General features: G+C 42.9%; 18 protein-coding genes and 2 pseudogenes. 6 read left to right on the top strand and 14 right to left on the bottom strand.

Annotated elements, in window-relative coordinates; translation table 11 throughout:
• The 4 genes from PRIP_RS00375 to PRIP_RS00360 form a co-directional block, all read right to left on the bottom strand.
• Positions 1–1077, bottom strand: coding sequence for a Gfo/Idh/MocA family protein (locus tag PRIP_RS00375; RefSeq protein WP_036098888.1), 1077 nt, complete (start codon positions 1075–1077; stop codon positions 1–3).
• A gap of 72 nt (positions 1078–1149) precedes the next feature.
• Positions 1150–1971: a helix-turn-helix transcriptional regulator gene (locus PRIP_RS00370; protein ID WP_420912099.1), complete on the bottom strand. Its 822-nt coding sequence runs from the start codon at positions 1969–1971 to the stop codon at positions 1150–1152.
• 48 nt (positions 1972–2019) lie between these two features.
• A complete protein-coding gene (locus PRIP_RS00365) occupies positions 2020–2418 on the bottom strand; it encodes a VOC family protein (RefSeq protein WP_036086282.1) in 399 nt (132 codons plus the stop codon).
• A 13-nt stretch (positions 2419–2431) separates the two neighbouring features.
• Entirely contained in the window at positions 2432–3058 is a 627-nt protein-coding gene (locus tag PRIP_RS00360) for an MBL fold metallo-hydrolase (protein ID WP_036098886.1), read from the bottom strand.
• 208 nt (positions 3059–3266) lie between these two features.
• Here PRIP_RS00360 and PRIP_RS00355 point away from each other — a divergent pair, with 208 nt between their 5' ends.
• The 3 genes and pseudogenes from PRIP_RS00355 to PRIP_RS00345 all read left to right on the top strand — a co-directional run bounded on the left by PRIP_RS00355 (position 3267) and on the right by PRIP_RS00345 (position 4925).
• Positions 3267–4112 (top strand): YihY/virulence factor BrkB family protein, encoded by an 846-nt coding sequence (locus PRIP_RS00355; RefSeq protein WP_052008647.1) that lies wholly within the window; start codon positions 3267–3269, stop codon positions 4110–4112.
• A gap of 62 nt (positions 4113–4174) precedes the next feature.
• Positions 4175–4557, top strand: a pseudogene (gene gloA / locus PRIP_RS00350) (lactoylglutathione lyase).
• A gap of 68 nt (positions 4558–4625) precedes the next feature.
• Entirely contained in the window at positions 4626–4925 is a 300-nt protein-coding gene (locus PRIP_RS00345) for an MGMT family protein (RefSeq protein WP_036083029.1), read from the top strand.
• Here the strand turns inward: PRIP_RS00345 and PRIP_RS00340 are convergent.
• On the bottom strand, positions 4899–5429 hold the full coding sequence (locus PRIP_RS00340) for a methylated-DNA--[protein]-cysteine S-methyltransferase (protein ID WP_036098885.1): 531 nt from the start codon (positions 5427–5429) through the stop codon (positions 4899–4901). The genes PRIP_RS00345 and PRIP_RS00340 overlap by 27 nt on opposite strands.
• Positions 5419–5979 (bottom strand): bifunctional transcriptional activator/DNA repair enzyme AdaA, encoded by a 561-nt coding sequence (locus tag PRIP_RS00335; protein ID WP_036098884.1) that lies wholly within the window; start codon positions 5977–5979, stop codon positions 5419–5421. Before PRIP_RS00335 ends, PRIP_RS00340 begins: the two co-directional genes overlap by 11 nt.
• A gap of 196 nt (positions 5980–6175) precedes the next feature.
• Between PRIP_RS00335 and PRIP_RS18145 the strand changes: the two are divergent.
• From PRIP_RS18145 to PRIP_RS00325, 3 genes and pseudogenes are all read left to right on the top strand, one after another.
• A pseudogene (locus PRIP_RS18145) lies at positions 6176–6505 on the top strand (DNA glycosylase); the annotation flags it as partial.
• On the top strand, positions 6485–7030 hold the full coding sequence (locus PRIP_RS00330; RefSeq protein ID WP_420912098.1) for a DNA-3-methyladenine glycosylase family protein: 546 nt from the start codon (positions 6485–6487) through the stop codon (positions 7028–7030). The pseudogene PRIP_RS18145 and the gene PRIP_RS00330, both read left to right, overlap by 21 nt.
• 123 nt (positions 7031–7153) lie before the next feature.
• Positions 7154–8512 carry an Nramp family divalent metal transporter gene (locus PRIP_RS00325; protein ID WP_036098882.1) on the top strand — a complete coding sequence of 453 codons (1359 nt, stop codon included), beginning with the start codon at positions 7154–7156 and terminating at the stop codon, positions 8510–8512.
• A 427-nt stretch (positions 8513–8939) separates the two neighbouring features.
• On the opposite strand, the gene pepF is transcribed toward PRIP_RS00325, so the two are convergent.
• The 8 genes from pepF to opp3b all read right to left on the bottom strand — a co-directional run bounded on the left by pepF (position 8940) and on the right by opp3b (position 17755).
• The gene (gene pepF / locus PRIP_RS00320) at positions 8940–10751 is read right to left on the bottom strand and encodes an oligoendopeptidase F (RefSeq protein ID WP_036098881.1); all 1812 of its coding nucleotides are present in this window, start codon (positions 10749–10751) and stop codon (positions 8940–8942) included.
• A 65-nt stretch (positions 10752–10816) separates the two neighbouring features.
• On the bottom strand, positions 10817–11935 hold the full coding sequence (locus PRIP_RS00315; protein ID WP_077912857.1) for a competence protein CoiA family protein: 1119 nt from the start codon (positions 11933–11935) through the stop codon (positions 10817–10819).
• 132 nt (positions 11936–12067) lie between these two features.
• Positions 12068–12721, bottom strand: coding sequence for an adaptor protein MecA (gene mecA, locus PRIP_RS00310; RefSeq protein ID WP_036098880.1), 654 nt, complete (start codon positions 12719–12721; stop codon positions 12068–12070).
• A gap of 300 nt (positions 12722–13021) precedes the next feature.
• Positions 13022–13417 carry a transcriptional regulator SpxA gene (gene spxA / locus PRIP_RS00305; protein ID WP_036059428.1) on the bottom strand — a complete coding sequence of 132 codons (396 nt, stop codon included), beginning with the start codon at positions 13415–13417 and terminating at the stop codon, positions 13022–13024.
• Between the two features lie 334 nt (positions 13418–13751).
• Complete coding sequence (locus tag PRIP_RS00300; RefSeq protein ID WP_036098879.1) at positions 13752–14717, bottom strand: ABC transporter ATP-binding protein; 966 nt, start codon at positions 14715–14717, stop codon at positions 13752–13754.
• Positions 14710–15789, bottom strand: a complete 1080-nt coding sequence (locus PRIP_RS00295) for an ABC transporter ATP-binding protein (protein WP_036098878.1) — start codon at positions 15787–15789, stop codon at positions 14710–14712. Before PRIP_RS00295 ends, PRIP_RS00300 begins: the two co-directional genes overlap by 8 nt.
• A gap of 17 nt (positions 15790–15806) precedes the next feature.
• Entirely contained in the window at positions 15807–16826 is a 1020-nt protein-coding gene (gene opp3C, locus PRIP_RS00290; RefSeq protein ID WP_036098877.1) for an oligopeptide ABC transporter permease, read from the bottom strand.
• Positions 16827–16828: 2 nt separating this feature from the next.
• Positions 16829–17755 (bottom strand): oligopeptide ABC transporter permease, encoded by a 927-nt coding sequence (opp3b, locus tag PRIP_RS00285; RefSeq protein ID WP_036098876.1) that lies wholly within the window; start codon positions 17753–17755, stop codon positions 16829–16831.
• Positions 17756–17789: the final 34 nt, after the last annotated feature.

The raw sequence follows: 17789 nt of genomic DNA, 5'->3' as shown, positions 1-17789 counted from the left end.
TCAATTAAAAAATACTGGTTTTCCGGTTTGCGAAGATTCATAAATTGCCTCTAAAATTTGCGTCACGACAAGCGCTTGCTCAGGTTTTACAACAGGATCTGTGTCATTTAAAATACTGTCAATCCATTGCTGTGCCTCAAGTTCTGCTGGATCATCACCTGTGCCATCGTAAAAATCAACGCCGCCTGCTTCTAACTGGATTTGTTTTTCATACATTTGACTATGTGATTCACCGTTGATGCGCAAACCATTCTCCATATCCGCGCCGCCTTCTGTTCCGCAAAGCGCTGTCATTGCTTCACCGACATCTAATGTATTCAGTGCCCAGCTTGATTCCAACACAATTGTTGCGCCATTCTCCATCGTGATAAAACCAAATGCAGAATCTTCTACTGTAAACTTTGAAGGATCCCAAGGTCCCCAAGCGTTCGCCGCGTTTTCACGTTTGGATAACTTATGATACGCGTTCCCAACGACATATTTCGGCTTATAATTGCCCATCATCCATAACGTTAAATCAAGCGCGTGTGTACCAATATCAATTAATGGACCGCCGCCTTGTGCTTCTTCATCTAAGAACACACCCCAAGTTGGCACGGCACGACGACGGATTGCTTTTGCCTTCGCGTAATAAATTTCGCCTAACTCATTATTGGCACACACTTCTTGTAAGAACTGTGAATCTTTTCTAAAACGGTTTTGATAGCCTATTGTCAATTTCATGCCTGTTTTCTTGCTGGCATCAATCATTAACTGCGCTTCTTCCGTTGATTTCGCCATTGGTTTCTCGCACATCACATGTTTGCCAGCTTCCATCGCGGCAATTGAAATTTCTGCATGCGAAATATTTGGTGTACAAACATGAATAACATCAATCGTCTTATCCGCCAATAATTCTTTATAATCTGTGTATACGTTTGCATTAGCATCCCCGAAATCCGCTTTTGCTTTCACTGCGCGTTCTTCTACAATATCACAAAATGCCACCATTTCTGCTTCGGCAACACTCTTTAAACTCGGCATATGTTTACCATTTGCAATACCGCCACAACCAATAATCCCAATTTTTAAAGTCATAAGAAAACCTCCATTTGTTTTATTATCTCCATGATACAAAACAAACCGAGGTTTTTCTTCCTAATTTCTTGCTTATTTATTCCCGAATATTGTCCTCCTATATTTCAACGGCGACACACCCATTGCCCGTTTAAAAGCATGGTGAAACGTCTTCACGCTACTAAAACCAGCCAGCTCAGCTACTTCTGTCACCGGGGTCTCCTCATTTAACAATATCCATTTTGCCTTGCTTAAACGATAATCATTCACAAAAGTCATAAAAGTAATCCCCATATTGCGCTTAAAAAGCTTCGTGAAATAGTACGAACTAAAGCCAACATAATCCGCGACCTGTTGCAGTGTAATCGTTTCTTGATAATGGTCTTCCACATACGCAAAAATCTGTTGCAATTTCTCCAGCGTATCTTGCGATTTGCTCGTCATATCTTCTGCCACATCACGCACCTGCTTTGGAACCTCGCGATCAAGCACCGCTAGCATTTCATACAATTTCGCCTTCACCACATAGCGATATCCCTCACGGCGCGCGAAACTCTCTTCATGAATCACCTGCAAAAGCCCAGCAACCCGTTTCGCCACATCCACATCCCAATCATTGCTTGCGGGAACAACTTTCAAAAACAAATCGCGCAATCGTTTGCCTTCTACTTCCGTCAATGAAAATTCTTGAAAAACCGATAAATCAAACTGCAGCACAATCCGTTCACTATTTGGCGATGCCAAGAAATAATGCACATCCCCGCCATTAATTACATAAATTTCGCCCTCAGCCATCTGAATCGGCACATCATTCACGCCCAAATTCAGCCGACCTTGCGTCACATAAATCAGCTCAATCTCCTTGTGCCAATGCGGATAAACAATGACGCCGCCCTCATTCGTAAAACTCCGCATCGGAAAATCGCGGTCCAGCGCCGGAAACTCTAAATAAAGCCCCACGCCTCACGCCGCCTCATTCATATGCGCAATTTGAATCAAATTTCCGCACGTATCATCAAAAATCGCGACCGTGACAGGACCATGCGCCATTGGTTCTTGCTTAAAAACAACGCCAAGCTCCCGCAAGCGTTCATGTTCCGCATACACATCGTCCACCGCAAAAGACATAAACGGAATCCCTTGCGCGTAAATCGACGACTTAAACGGGCCAACCGCAGGATTATCATCCGGTTCCAGCGACAACTCCACGCCGTCCGGTTCTTCTTTTGACACGACCGTAATCCAGCGAAACGCGTCCGACACAGGGAAATCCGAGCGCTTCTTAAACCCTAAAATCTCCGTATAAAATCGCAACGCTTTCTCTTGATCATCCACAAAAATACTCGTGACATTAATTCTCATTCTAGCTTCCTCCTCACGTTAAGTACGGATTCGTTGCCTTTTCATGACCAATCGTCGTCGCATCTCCGTGCCCCGCGTACACAGGCATCTCATCCGGTAGCACGAGCAACTGCGTCGTAATACTTTCAATCAACGTATCGAAGTCTCCCGTATACAAATCCGAACGACCGATGCTACCTTTAAATAACGCGTCCCCAACCACTACAAAATCATCAAAAATAAAGCTCACACTACCGATTGAATGGCCTGGCGTTGGCACTACGCGAAACGTAATTCCTTCTATATTATAATCGCGAATCTCAAACTCGTTCTCCGCAGGCACACAAATAATTCCCTTATTGCTATACTGCGACATCCCAACCGAACCGTTCAATTCAGGATTACCAAGCCATTCTTGCTCTAGCGGGCTCACAAAAACCGGCACCTGATAATGCGCCCGAATTTCCTCTAACGCCCCAATATGATCATAATGACAATGCGTCAATAAAATCGCGACGGGCTTTGTTCCCGTTTCCTCCACTTTGGCAATAATATTTTCCGCATCACTGCCTGGATCTACAATAAGACAATGTTTTTCATTATAAATTACGTAACAATTCTCCTGCAACAATCCCGTTGCTAAACCACTAATTTTCACCATCGAATACGCCACCTTTTTCTTCTTGTTTCTTAAAGTATAGCGCAAACGAAAAGCATTTGCCAACTCGAATAAACCTCCGCTCCTCACTTCCTCATATAGTTAATAACGCATAACAAAAATTACCGCACTATCAAGATAACGTTTAAGAATTACAACTGTAGGGGAAATCCATATATAAGAAGCCATTTTACGAAAGGATGTAAATCACATGCCATTAAAAGCCCAAACAAAAACCAAACTAAAACAAGTAGGAGAAATCGCCAAAACAAACTGGAAAAACGCTCGAGTTACCTCCCACGCCGCCCAGCTCACCTTTTACATATTGCTATCCATTCTCCCAATGATGCTCGTATTCGGCAATCTAATACCACTCTTTCCAATCCCGAAAGAGGAAATCTACGCTACACTCCAAACATTCATGCCACCAGAAGTATATGATATTCTCCATCCTGTCATCGAAAGCATGCTAACCAATGCAAGTGGTACTGCCATTTCACTCGGTTTGATTACTGCTATTTGGTCCGCATCGAGATGTTTCAGTGCCTTACAAGAAGTGCTAAACATCGTCTACCAAGCCCCTGACCGCAAAAATTTCATCGTGACCCGCATCATGTCTTTCCTGATGATGCTCCTTATCATCGTGATTCTCGGTGCTGTCGTCTTTATCTTTGCATTTGGCGAACAAATCGTGACTTTCCTGCAAGACCAATTCGACCTGAAGCTTGACGCTCTCGCTAATCTAGGTGCTGCAAAATGGTTCATCACGCCAATTTTCTTATTTACCCTATTCCTCATCATCTACTGGCTCGTTCCAAACGTAAAATGGAAAATCAGAAAAAGTGTCATTGGCGCTCTATTTGCCACCATTGGCTGGCTCCTTGCAACCGAACTGCTTTCTGCGTATGTTAGTTTTCAAGGCGATAAAATCCTAGGGTTCGGCAGTCTCAGCATCATGATCGTCATTATGCTATGGCTCTACTTCATCTCGATTATCATGCTACTCGGTGCCTTTGTAAACGTTACTATCGACTCCTACAAACAACAACATTTGTAATCAAAGCGCGGATATATTACAATGAAACCGAGACAAAATCTATATTTAGGAGGAATTTTACCATGAGTATTAAAATGCTACATACATGTATTCGCGTCAAAGACCTAGACACATCGCTAGCCTTTTACACAGAAGCATTTGGTTTAAAAGAAACACGTCGCAAAGATTCCCAGATCATAAATTCACACTTGTTTATTTGGTATTTGAAGAAGGTGGCTTTGAGTTAGAATTAACGTATAACTACGATCAAGCAGAACCTTATGACCTTGGTAACGGCTACGGGCATTTAGCAGTGGGCGTTGACGACCTTTCCGCAACCCACGAACAATTCGAAAAAGCCGGCTACAGTGTAACCGACTTGAAAGGCTTGCCAGGAACGAAACCAACGTATTTCTTCGTTATGGACCCCGACGGCTACAAAACCGAAGTTATCCAAAACCGCTAATTCACACGCAAAAAAGAGAGTAGTTTCGCTGACTGCTCTCTTGTTTTCTATATATAAGGAGGAAAAACATGCAACACGCTGCATTTCAAAAAGAAGTTTACCAAATCGTGAAACAAATCCCTGCCGGAAAAGTCACGACCTACGGACAAATTGCATACATGCTTGGACGTCCGAAAAATTCGCGCCTCGTCGGTCAAGCGATGCGGTTAACACCTAGTGATGCCAAAATTCCAAGCCACCGCGTTGTCGGCGCAAATGGTCGCCTCGTTCCTGGCTGGCACGCCCAATATGAACTACTTCGCGCAGAAGGCGTTCCATTCACACCAGGCGGTAACGTGCAACTAAAACGCTGCTTTTGGCAAGGCTGAGCCGGCCGATTCCAGACGCAACAACTGTTCCTTCATCGCGATGCCGCCACGGTAGCCCGTTATTTTGCCATTTTTTCCAATGACGCGATGACACGGAATGACCATCAAAATTGGATTCGCACCAATCGCCGTCCCCACCGCACGCACCGCCTCCGGTTTACCAATCTCAGCCGCAATGTCCGAATACGTCCGCGTCTGACCGTACGGAATCCTAAGCAACGCCTGCCATACCGTCTCCTGAAACGCCGTCCCCTCAAAATCAAGCGGCAAATCGAACTCCCGTCGCGCCCCACTCAAATACAACACCAATTCCCGCACAAAAGGAGCAATTTTATCCTGATTCTCCGTCAAATCAATCCCTTTTTTCCGCACTGCCCACCGTTCCAATTCCCCGATATCTGCACCATCCGAGCCTACAAACATCAACCCGCGCTCACTAACTCCGACATACAGTCGCATCCTAGCCGCCTCCATCAAACCATAATAAACCTTACTATTCTCCATCAATACCCACCATCCTTCTTTTTCGATACACACTCGGCGTCACGCCCTCCAACTTCCGAAACAGCGTCGCAAACTGCGCAGCATTCGAAATCCCGACAGCAACCCCAATATCCATCACGCTCATCCCAGTCATCTCAAGCAACACACACGCCCTGCGAATCCGCACCTGATGTACAAAATCAAGCGGCGTCATCCCTTTTTGCGCTTTAAAAACACGGTGCAGATGATACGCACTACCATGGCAGCCATCCGCAATCCTATCCAGCGTCAAATGTTCCGCATAATGTTCCAACACAAACGCCTCAATCTGCGCCACCCATTCCACATCCGGCATCCTTGCCCCACCAGACTTGCATCGCTTACAAGGCCTGTACCCCGCAGCCATCGCATCCTCCGCATTCCGAAAAACGCTCACATTCTCCCGTCGTGGCACCCGCGACTTACAAGACGGCCGGCAAAAAATCCGCGTCGAACTCACCGCATAAAAAAACTTCCCGTCATACCTCGCGTCATTCTCACAAATCGCGCGCCACTGCTCCTCCGTCACCATTTTGCCACCCCTTCCGAACTTTTCCTTACATCCATTATACCCCTTCCCCCACAAAAAAATAACCGTCCCCGCACATAAAAGCAAGATTTGTAAAGTCTTCCCCACAAAAATATGGTACAACTATAAGTACCAAGAAAATCAAGGAGGCCCCACATGAACACATTCACCATCCCAACACCCCCCAACATTCCGTTTCGCACCAAATCTCGCATACCTAAACCGCGACTCAAAAGAATGCATGCATCACATCCAAAACGACCAAGTTAGCAAACTCATTCCCACAAGCCACGGCAACACACTCATCCAAGTCCGCGAGTCAGCCCCAAACACATTACAAATCACGCTCCCAGCCATAACAAGCCCCATCCCAGCATCCCACCAACAAGAAATCACCCAATACATTCACGACTGGTTCGACCTAGACCGCGACATCACGCCATTTTACCAACTCGCCGAAACCGACACACTACTTCATCCCGCAGTCAAAGACCATTACGGCCTACGTATCATCAGCATTCCCGACCTCTTCGAAGCACTCACTTGGGGCATCATCGGCCAACAAATCAACCTCTCATTCGCCTACACACTTAAACGCCAATTCGTCGAAAAATTCGGCACCAGCACCACACACGCCGGCATCACCTACTGGACATTCCCAACTCCAGCCACCATCGCCAACCTCACACCCGAAGACCTCACAGCCATCCAATTCACCACCCGCAAAAGCGAGTACACCATCGGCATCGCAAAACGCATCACAACAGGAGAACTATCCAAACAAGCACTCCAACAACTTCCAGACCTCCCAGCAATCGAAAAATCTCTCACCAAGATCCGTGGCATTGGCCCATGGACAGCCAACTATGTCCTGATGCGCTGCCTCCGTTACCCAAACGCCTTCCCAATCGACGACATCGGGCTTATCAACGCTATCAAACACGCACTACAAATGGAACAGAAACCCATAAAACAAGAAATCCTCTACCTCGCACAAAATTGGTCAAACTGGGAAGCATACGCAACGTTTTATTTATGGCGAACATTATATTAAACAAAAAAGTTATCATTTCAACGCGGTAACTTTTTCTACTAACTAACAAAAAACTTGCATTTTCACTCTCATTGCATTAAACTAAATTTGTTGCACAAAGGAAACATTGAGAGGATTTTTAACATGACTAATAAAAAAATAATTAAACACACACCACCAAACGGTTCCAGTTTGGGCGAAATAAATAATTCTGTAAACATTCCAACCAAAGGCGGCTTTTGGCGTAAACTCATCGCCTTCTCAGGCCCAGGCGCACTTGTCGCAGTCGGCTATATGGACCCCGGCAACTGGATTACTTCCATTCAAGGCGGTGCTCACTACGGCTATTTACTACTGAGCGTCATCCTCATGTCCAGCCTTATCGCGATGCTCCTACAAAGCATGTGCGCCAAGCTCGGCATTGTCACAGGACTCGACCTAGCCCAAGCAACCCGATTAAAGACAGGCAAAAAAGGCGGCTTCACACTATGGATTATCGCTGAACTTGCCATCATGGCCACAGACATCGCTGAAGTTATCGGTAGCGCCGTAGCCTTAAACCTGCTATTTGGCTTTCCATTAATACTAGGCGTTATCATCACCGTTCTTGACGTCTTCCTACTACTTATACTTGCAAAATTCGGCTTCCGCAAAATCGAAGCCATCGTTGTCACACTTATAGTTACCGTGTTGCTCATCTTTTTATACGAAGTCATCCTATCCCAACCAAACGTATCCGACATGCTCGGCGGCTTCGTACCACAAAAAGAAATCATCACAGACAAAGGCGCACTATTTCTAGCACTCGGCATCGTCGGAGCCACCGTCATGCCCCACAACCTGTATCTGCACTCATCCATCGTCCAAGCTAGAAAATACGACCGCAACGACAAAAAGGCCCTAAAAGAAGCTATCAAATTCTCAACTATTGACTCAAACATCCAGCTAACCGCCGCATTCGTCGTCAACTGTCTGCTACTCATACTCGGCGCAGCCCTATTCTTCGGACAAGACACAAGCAATCTTGGCCAATTCACCCAACTCTACGACGCCTTGCAAAACAACGCCATTGTCGGCTCCATCGCAAGTCCCGTCCTAAGCGTCCTGTTCGCCGTAGCACTACTCGCATCCGGCCAAAATGCAACCATCACAGGCACCTTGACAGGCCAAATCGTCATGGAAGGCTTCATCCATATGAAATTACCCGTCTGGATTCGCCGTCTCGTCACGCGCCTTCTAGCTATCATTCCAGTCATCATCTGTATCGTCATCTACGGCGACCAAGAAAACGCAGTCGAGCAACTCCTAATCTACACCCAAGTATTTCTAAGCATCGCCCTACCATTCTCCATGATTCCACTCACCATATTCACCAGCAGCAAAAAACTAATGGGCGAATTCAAAAACCGCATGTGGGTAACCGTCCTCGCTTGGGCAATTACCGCCGTACTAACCGTCCTTAATGTCCAACTAATTATCCAAACACTATCTGGAATTGGTTAATCGAAATACGAAAAAAGCCGCGGCACAATGCCACGGCTTTTCTCAGCGCAATCAAAAGGAGAAATTCACACAATCAAATAAAGGGGGTATTTGTATTGTGATTTATTTCACGACATTAATATACCACATTTAAATTCAAAATTCAACATTTCACAAAGTTTATTTTTCCTCCCAAAAGGCATCCGCATCACATACATAATTTTTATTAGTAAGTAATAGTCAATACATCTACCATAATAAACTAAAAATCATGCCAATTCGTATTTATTCATAGCCAAAATCAAATAAAACGTGTCATTCCTATGCAATAGTCCACTAAAATAAAAAAATAGGATTCTCAATTAAGAACCCTATTTTATCATTTAAAATCTTAAAAAAATATTTCTACTTAACAACTATTTTCACAAAGTCGCAATATAGCTACTACTTATTTCACCAATTTTTCCAACTCGTTCAACCGTTGCTCAAACACCTTCAACGCATCCGTTACAGGTTTCGCCGTTGTCATATCAACCCCAGCTTTCTTCAATACCTCAATCGGAAAATCCGAGCTCCCAGCTTTCAAGAAATTCAAATAATGCGTTACAGCTTTCTCACCACCATGCAAAATCAAATCACTAAGCGCAGATGCCGCACTGAACCCCGTCGCATATTGATACACATAATAATTCATATAAAAATGCGGAATTCTCGCCCACTCGAGGCCAATTTCCTCATCATACACAATCTCATTACCATAGTATTTCTCATTCAAAGCAAAATAATTCTCCGTCAAGAACTCCGCTGTCAATGCTTCCCCACGCTGATCCGCTTGATAAATAAAATGCTCAAACTCCGCAAATTGCGTTTGGCGGAAAACTGTTCCCTTAAACCCATCCAAATAATGATTCAGCAAGTAAGCACGCACTTTCGGGTCTTCATATTTCTTCAACATGTAATCCGTCAACAAATTCTCATTCGTCGTCGAAGCCACTTCTGCCAAGAAAATCGAATAATCGCCGTACACAAAAGGCTGGTTATTGCGCGTATAATAACTATGCACACTATGTCCCAACTCATGCGCTAACGTAAACACATTGTCAATCGTGTCCTGCCAATTCATCAAAATATACGGGTTCGTACTATACGCACCAGAAGAATACGCGCCACTACGCTTACCCTTGTTCTCCACGACATCAATCCAACGGCTCTCAAACGCCTCTTTCAAAATCGCTTGATACTCTTCTCCCAAAGGAGCCAAGCCGTTCAACACAATGTCTTTCGCTTCCTCGTACGTAAATGCTAAGTGCACATCCGTTGAAAGCGGTGTATACATATCGTACATCCGTAATTCATCTAAGCCCAACAATTCCTTGCGAAGTCCCACATATCGCTGTAACAGCGGCAACTGATTGTTCACAGCCTCCACTAAAGCATCATACACAGCTTCAGGAATATGATTCCCAAACAAAGCACGATGACGCGCCGACTCAAATCCATGAACCTTCGCATAAAAATTGCCCTTCTTCACTTGCCCAGTCAAAGTTGTAGCAATCGTGTTCTTCAAATTATCATACGAGCTATACATGCCTTTAAACGCAGCCTTACGAACGTCACGATTCTTGCCTTCCATCATCTTGCCATAACGACCATGCGTTATTTCTACCTTGTTGCCGTCCTCATCTTCAATCTCAGGAAACTTCATATCCGCGTTATTCAAAATACTATACGTCCGCGAAGCATTACCTAGAACTTCACCAGCCTGTGCAAGCAAAGCCTCCTCCTTCTCAGAAAGTACATACGGTCGGTTCAAGTTCACTTGCTCCAACAAATGCGCATACAATTGCAAATCAGCATTATCTGCTACAAAGCCTTTCAACTTATCCTCATCTATCGCTAAAACTTCTGGCTCAAAATACGAAATCGCTGCCGAAGCCTCCGTTAATAAACTACCAGCACGGCTATACAACCCTTGATAAGTCGTATTCGTCGTATCCTGATCTTGTTTTAGATGCGCGTATACATATAAATTCCCCAATCGATCATATAACTCATCTTGATAACGCAATGCCTTCAGTAATGTCTCACTGCTCTCACCGAGCTTTCCTTGAAATGTCTGCGCTACCTTAATCTCATCCTTCAATAACGTAAACTCAGACTCCCAAGCCTCATCATCTTTAAATATCGTCGTTAAGTCCCACGTTGCATTCACTGGAACTTCTTCACGCGTAGGCAATGCCGCTATCTTCTTCTCACTCATAAATCGAAAACCTCCAATAACATCTTTTCATTCATTATGAGCTAATCTCTATCAAAATGCAAAAATCAGATATCCAAAAATCGAGCTTCTTCATTCACCACTTCTTTCATTCGCTTCAACACAGTGTAATGCCCCATCCCATTTGAACGCAAAATTCCCAATTTACAAAGATAATGCAAATACTCCACACAAAGCACCGTCCGCTCCTCTTTCCAAATCAACGGCATCCAAATAATATGCTTCTCGAATACTTGTAAAACATTCGCACATGGAAATGAATCCCCAATATCCAACATCCGTAAAAATGATACCCATACATAATACTGCCACTCAAGCGCCGGCGTCTTTGCCCGAAATTGCGTCGGCAAAATAACACCAATCTCTAGCGGCAAGTGCTGCAAATAAAGGCCTTGTTCGTACACATCATACATAAACTTATTCTGTTTCTTAAAACGCGTATAAAAGTAGCACTGCTTCTGCCTTTCAAACGCCAAATCACGCTTCACATATAGCGTAGCAAACTTAATATGAGACACCGCCTGCTTCATCACTTCAAGCTTCACACGCCCCTCAAATGTCAACGCCTTTGCAAAAAAACGATTCGCCGTATCCATCGTAATATGATAAATCATCGTCCACCGATTATTCTCCGGTAAGTATTGCACCAAATAATAACCCAAATCCGCATCCTTTCGAATAAATGCTTGCTGAAAAGCCGTTAAGTAATACCTCCCCTTCACCATTCGTAAATCTTGCCCTAAAATCCAATGCACTTGCAATCCCGCTAATTGATAGTCCTCCGTCCGCTGCTCCAACTCCTTCACAGATACCGTCGAACACTGATACTCAATCACAATCTGTTCATCGACCAATATATCCGCCTGCCGCTGTATCCCTTTCAAATACACCTCTAAATCCGCCCTGCGATCCTGCAAAATCAACCATTCTAAGAAGTATTTCTTCCCGCTCAAATGCCTCTGCGTCTCTCCCTCTGATGCAAAACTACACCGACTAGAACTTAAGTGCGCAAAATGCGGCATATTTATCTCTCCAGCCTTCAAAATCACCCGCTCCCCACAACAACCACACGTATACTGCTCCCTCCTATCTTTCAGACGCTTCACATTTCCCCGTGTCACAACAACATCATGCCCATCTCTATCTTTCGCGGTAAACATCATCATCACTGCCTCTCTTGTTCGTCTATACTAATCATATTCGCCCCCATTTTCAAATCTCCTTCCCATTTTTCGAAAAACGCAAAAAGACTCGATCTACGTGTTTTTCAACAGCATAAATCGAGCCAAAAAAGCTTTTTAGTTAAAGTATTTCTTTACTTGCGGTAGGGCAGGGTCATCAAAAATAACCTTGGCATATTCATTTAGGACATACCCAGTTAAGTTTGTTTCATCGCCATATTCTAATAAAATACTGACAACATTGTCAATGTTTCTTTCGTCAAATTTCGCTTCAGGAAACTCAACATATAAATAGTAACTATCTTTGTAATGATAAAGCTTCGTTGATAACTGCTCCAGCCCTGTCGCTTTCGATAAGGTAATCAAATCCTCAAAGTCGCGGAACTGTAAGATAAACTCTAGCGTGTCATCTTCCCCGTTCTCCGTAATTGTAGTAGGGGTAAAATGCTCTTCTAGCAGCTTCTCAATACGTTCCTCAGCTAAGTCGTCGGCCTGATCCATATTAATCTCAAAACCAGACTCACCTTTACCAAGATTGGCTTTGGTAACAAGCACTTCTAGTCCGTGCTTTAAAGCCTGCACCTGAATCCAGAGTGGTCCATCCGGAGAGAACTCATCTTCGTACTTAAGTTCGTCCATCATATCCCAAAAAAGCTCCTCACTCTTCTCACGGTCATACCAAATTTCCTCATGGTTAAAACCGCGCTCTTCTAAATCCATATAAGAGATATAAAACTTTATGGTATTCTCATTAATACGTTCAATTTCCATCGTCACACACTCTCCCTTCCATCTTCAACATTGACAATGAAGGGTAATTCATTTGTTGTTAGTATCATTGTAGCCTAATTCAAAAAAAAAGGGCTAATAATTGATTTTAAAAAAGCCAATTTTATTGATGAATACTATCTTAGCCTATATTTACCCATATTTCAAGGGTAGAAACTCCTCATTTCAAGAAAAACCCGATATTTATTTATAAAACAGCGGATTCGGCCTTAAAATCCTTCATTTCCTCAAAAAAAACTACCAATACCCCTAAAAAAGCATTGGCAGTCCAAATAAATAAGATTAATTAACCAGTTTTTGCGCTTCGCGTAATTGATATGTGCGAACACGACGTGGTAGGAAACGGCGAATTTCGTCTTCGTTATAGCCTACTTGCAAACGTTTCTCATCAATAATGATTGGACGTCTTAGCAATCCTGGATTTTTTTGGATTAATTCAAACAGTTCTTGAAGCGGCAAGCTATCTAAATCCACATTTAATTTTTGGAATGTCTTAGAACGTGTGGAAATTATCTCATCCGTACCATCCTCTGTCATTCTTAAAATTTCTTTGATTTCCCCTAAACTTAATGGTTCAGAGAAAATGTTTCTTTCCTTATAAGGGATATCATGTTCCTCTAACCAAGCACGAGCTTTACGACAAGACGTGCAACTTGGTGAAGTGTATAACGTTACCATTAGACATTCACACTCCTTATTGGTTTATTGTTTCATTCAAGTAACGAATTTCCTAACAATATATCTATTGGAAACGATCTCTTTATAAGATCTACTTTCATTATACACCAAAATAGCCAAAAGCAATATACTATTTTAAAAAAAAGTTCTCCGAGATATGATGTTTTGAAAGTAAGCCGTTATATGTATGTTACCCCTACTATACCGCTTTAAAACAAGAATCAGATGAAAAAACGGGCTATTATATTAGAAATTGATGAGAATGATGTTAAAAAGCAATTGGATTCAAGTCAAAAAAAAAAGCCATCTCAATCAAAATCAAGATGGCTCTAAATTATTCAGCGGGTACTGTGGCTTCCGCAGTCAATTTAGCATGTTTCTCTTTGTAAGTAGCTACTTCTTCTGGAGAACAGTACACAAAATGACCAGGCGCAATTTCACGCATTTGTAAATCTTCATTACCCGTATAATTATGAATCGCAGGATCGTATGTTTTACGAATACGTGTGCGCTCATAATTCGGGTCAGGCAATGGAATCGCCGAGAGCAATGATTCTGTATAAGCATGCAGTGGTGCACGATACAAATCATCAGCTGGCGCCAGTTCCACTAGTTTCCCAAAGTACATAACACCGATACGATCACTAATGTATTTAACCATCGACAAATCATGCGCGATGAATAAATAGGTTAGACCTTTTTCTTTTTGAAGTTGTTTCAATAAGTTCACGACTTGTGCTTGGATAGAAACGTCTAGTGCTGAGATTGGCTCATCGGCAATGATGAATTCTGGTTGAACGGCTAACGCGCGGGCAATACCGATACGTTGACGTTGACCACCAGAGAACTCATGCGGATAACGCCCAGCATGTTCTTTGCTCAAACCAACTGTTTCAAGCAAATCATATACTTGATTCGTCAGTTCAGATGGTGTTTTTGCTAGGCCGTGAATACGGATGCCTTCTGCAATAATATCTTTGACCTTCATACGTGGATTTAACGACGCATACGGATCTTGGAAAATCATTTGCATTTTGCGACGGAATTCATGCATTTCAGAGCGGGATTTGCGACCATGCACATCTTTCCCATCATAAAGTACTTGACCATCTGTCGCATCGTACAGACGAATAATCGTACGACCAGTTGTTGACTTACCACAACCAGACTCACCTACAAGCCCAAGTGTCTCACCGCGATAAATATCAAAAGAAATACCATCGATAGCGCGAACTTCACTTGCTTTTCCTTTATTAAAATATTGCTTTAGATTCTTGATTTCAAGTAATTTATCAGCCATCTACTTCAACCCCCTTCGCGTGAACAGCTTGCATTCCAGGATGTTCTGTTGCAAATTGTTCTTGACGACGCAATACAGCATCTGGAGGCCTCACTTCTGGTGCATCAGGGTGCAACAACCATGTCGCTGCATAATGCGTATCAGAAACTTTGTACATTGGCGGTTCTTGTTCCAAATCAATCTGCATCGCAAATTGATTACGAGCAGCAAATGCATCCCCTTTTGGAGGATCTAGCAAGTCTGGTGGCGTACCTGGAATAACGAAAAGTTCCTCTTCTTCTGTATCAAGCGTTGGCATCGAACTAATAAGACCCCATGTATACGGATGTTGCGGATTGTAGAAAATTTCATCTACTGTTCCGATTTCAACGATTTTACCACCGTACATAACGGCTACACGATCGGCTACATTCGCAACAACACCAAGGTCATGCGTAATGAAGATAATCGATGTATCGATTTTTTGTTGTAGGTCTTTCATTAAATCTAAAATCTGTGCTTGAATCGTTACATCAAGCGCGGTTGTTGGTTCATCGGCAATGAGGATCTGTGGGTTACAGGCAAGTGAAATCGCGATAACCACACGTTGACGCATACCACCAGAAAATTGGTGCGGATATTGCTTCAAACGTTCTTCTGCTTTTGGAATACCAACTAGTTGTAGCAAGCGAAGCGCTGTTTTTAAGGCTTCTTTTTTGCTAATTTTTTGGTGCTTGATAATTGGCTCTGCAATTTGTTTTCCGATGGTCATTGTTGGATTTAATGAGGTCATCGGATCTTGGAAAATCATTGAAATTTCTTTACCGCGAATTTTTTGCATTTGTTTTTCAGATGCTTTCGCGATATCTATGCCGTTAAATAGGATTTCTCCTGATTTAATTTTGGAATTGCTTTCAGGTAGCAAGCGCATGATAGATTTGGTCGTTACGGATTTACCAGAACCAGATTCACCAACGATAGCCAATGTTTCACCTTTGATAAGGTCAAAGCTTACGCCACGAATTGCTTTTACTTCACCAGCATACGTATGGAACGAAATATGCAGGTCTTTTACTTCTAATAGTTTTTCCATTCTTCCTCACCTCACCTTTAATCACGCATTTTCGGATCAAACGCATCACGTAAGCCGTCAGCAATTAAGTTAAATGCAATCATGATAATACATAGTACGAGCGTCGGATAAAGAACCATGTAAGGCAATACTTGCAATGTCTTATATCCTTCACTAATCAATGTTCCAAGAGATGCCATCGGTGCTGGAATACCCAATCCAATAAATCCTAGGAATGCTTCAAAGAATATCGCACTTGGAATACTAAACATAACATTAATGATAATAACGCCTGATAAGTTAGGCAATAAGTGTTTGAATAAAATGCTCGGAGTAGAACCGCCTAGCGTTTTAGAAGCTAGAACGAACTCTTGATCTTTTAATTTCAAAACTTGTCCACGGACAACACGCGCCATCGTAATCCAACTGGTCATGGCAATCGCGATAATGATTGACATGATACCCGGATCGAGCACGAGTAACATCAAAATAACAACAACCAAGTTCGGAATTGCCGAAGCAACTTCCAGAATACGTTGCATCACGTTATCGACACGTCCACCAGAGAACCCTGAAATCATACCGTAAGTAACACCGACAATTAAGTCAAAGAATGCTGCTACTAAACCGATAAATAGTGAGATTTGCGTTCCTTTCCACACACGTGTGAATTGGTCACGGCCTAATGTATCACTACCGAACCAGTAGTAAGTGTCTTCTGGTACGTTCTTTTGTTTATATACATCGACTTCTTCGCCACCGATGTTCTGTTTACCATTCCAAAAAGGCATGTTTTCAAAACCTTGTACTTTTGGTGGAAGAGAAGCTTGAGATGTCGTTTGTTCAGAGAATGTATAACCCGAAATTAGCGGACCCACAAAAGACATAACAATGATTATAGCAAGAACAATCATACTAACGAGAGCCGCTTTATTTTTACGAATCCGAATCCAAGAATCTTGCATAAATGTCAAACTAGGACGCGAAATTTTCTCATGTTCCGAAGCCTTCATTTGTGCGGGTTGGAATAATTCTTTTGAAATTTTCTGTTCAGACATAATTATTTACCTCCCGACACACGGATACGAGGATCAATCAATCCGTAAAGAATATCTACCACTAGAATTACGAAGACAAGCATTGCTGCAAAGAGTAATGTTGTTCCCATGATTACTGGGTAGTCATTTGTTTGTATAGATGATACGAACTGGCTTCCGATACCTGGAATACCAAAGATATTTTCAATAACAAGGGAACCAGTCATTAGCGCAACGGCTAGTGGTCCAATAACGGTAATAAGCGGAATAAGTGCATTACGAATCGCATGCTTCCAAGCAACTTCAAAACGGTTATTCCCTTTCGCTTTCGCTAGTAGTACATAATCAGAGCCGAATACATCAATCAACTCGGTCCGCATAAAACGGGCTGCGGTGGCTAGCGGGAACATCGCGAGCGCTAAAGCAGGCAATATCGTGTATTCAAACGTCCCCCACCCAGCTACTGGTAGCCATTGTAGTTTTGCCCCAATCCAATATTGTAAGAGTGCGGCAAATACGAATGAAGGTATCGACTTACCTAAAATAGCCACAAAGGTACTCGTGTAATCCGGCCATTTGTTCTGGTACATCGCTGCGATAACCCCGAGAATAATCCCGAAGAGCAAACCAAATACAATTGCTTCAACCGCAATAGTTATCGATGGGCCAATTAAGTCTCCTAATATTTCTGAAACAGGACGATTATCCAATTGAAAAGATACTCCTAAATCTCCGTGCAACAAGTCCCCCATGTAGCGAAGATACTGTAACGGTACTGGATCATTTAATCCGTACTGGTCATTCATAATCTGGATTTGTTCTGGTGTCATCTTTGCTTCATTACGATACGGTGAACCTGGTAGATATTGCATTAAAATGAATGTCACTGACGCGATAATGAAAAGAGTAATCACCATGTATAGAAGCCTTTTTAATCCATATTTAATCATCTCTACACCCCCCGAAAAAATTATTTTGTAGAAT

Origin of the sequence: Paenilisteria riparia FSL S10-1204 (genome assembly GCF_000525995.1) — a bacterium.
Lineage (GTDB): Bacteria > Bacillota > Bacilli > Lactobacillales > Listeriaceae > Listeria_A > Listeria_A riparia.
This window is presented reverse-complemented; position numbering and strand designations above follow the sequence as displayed.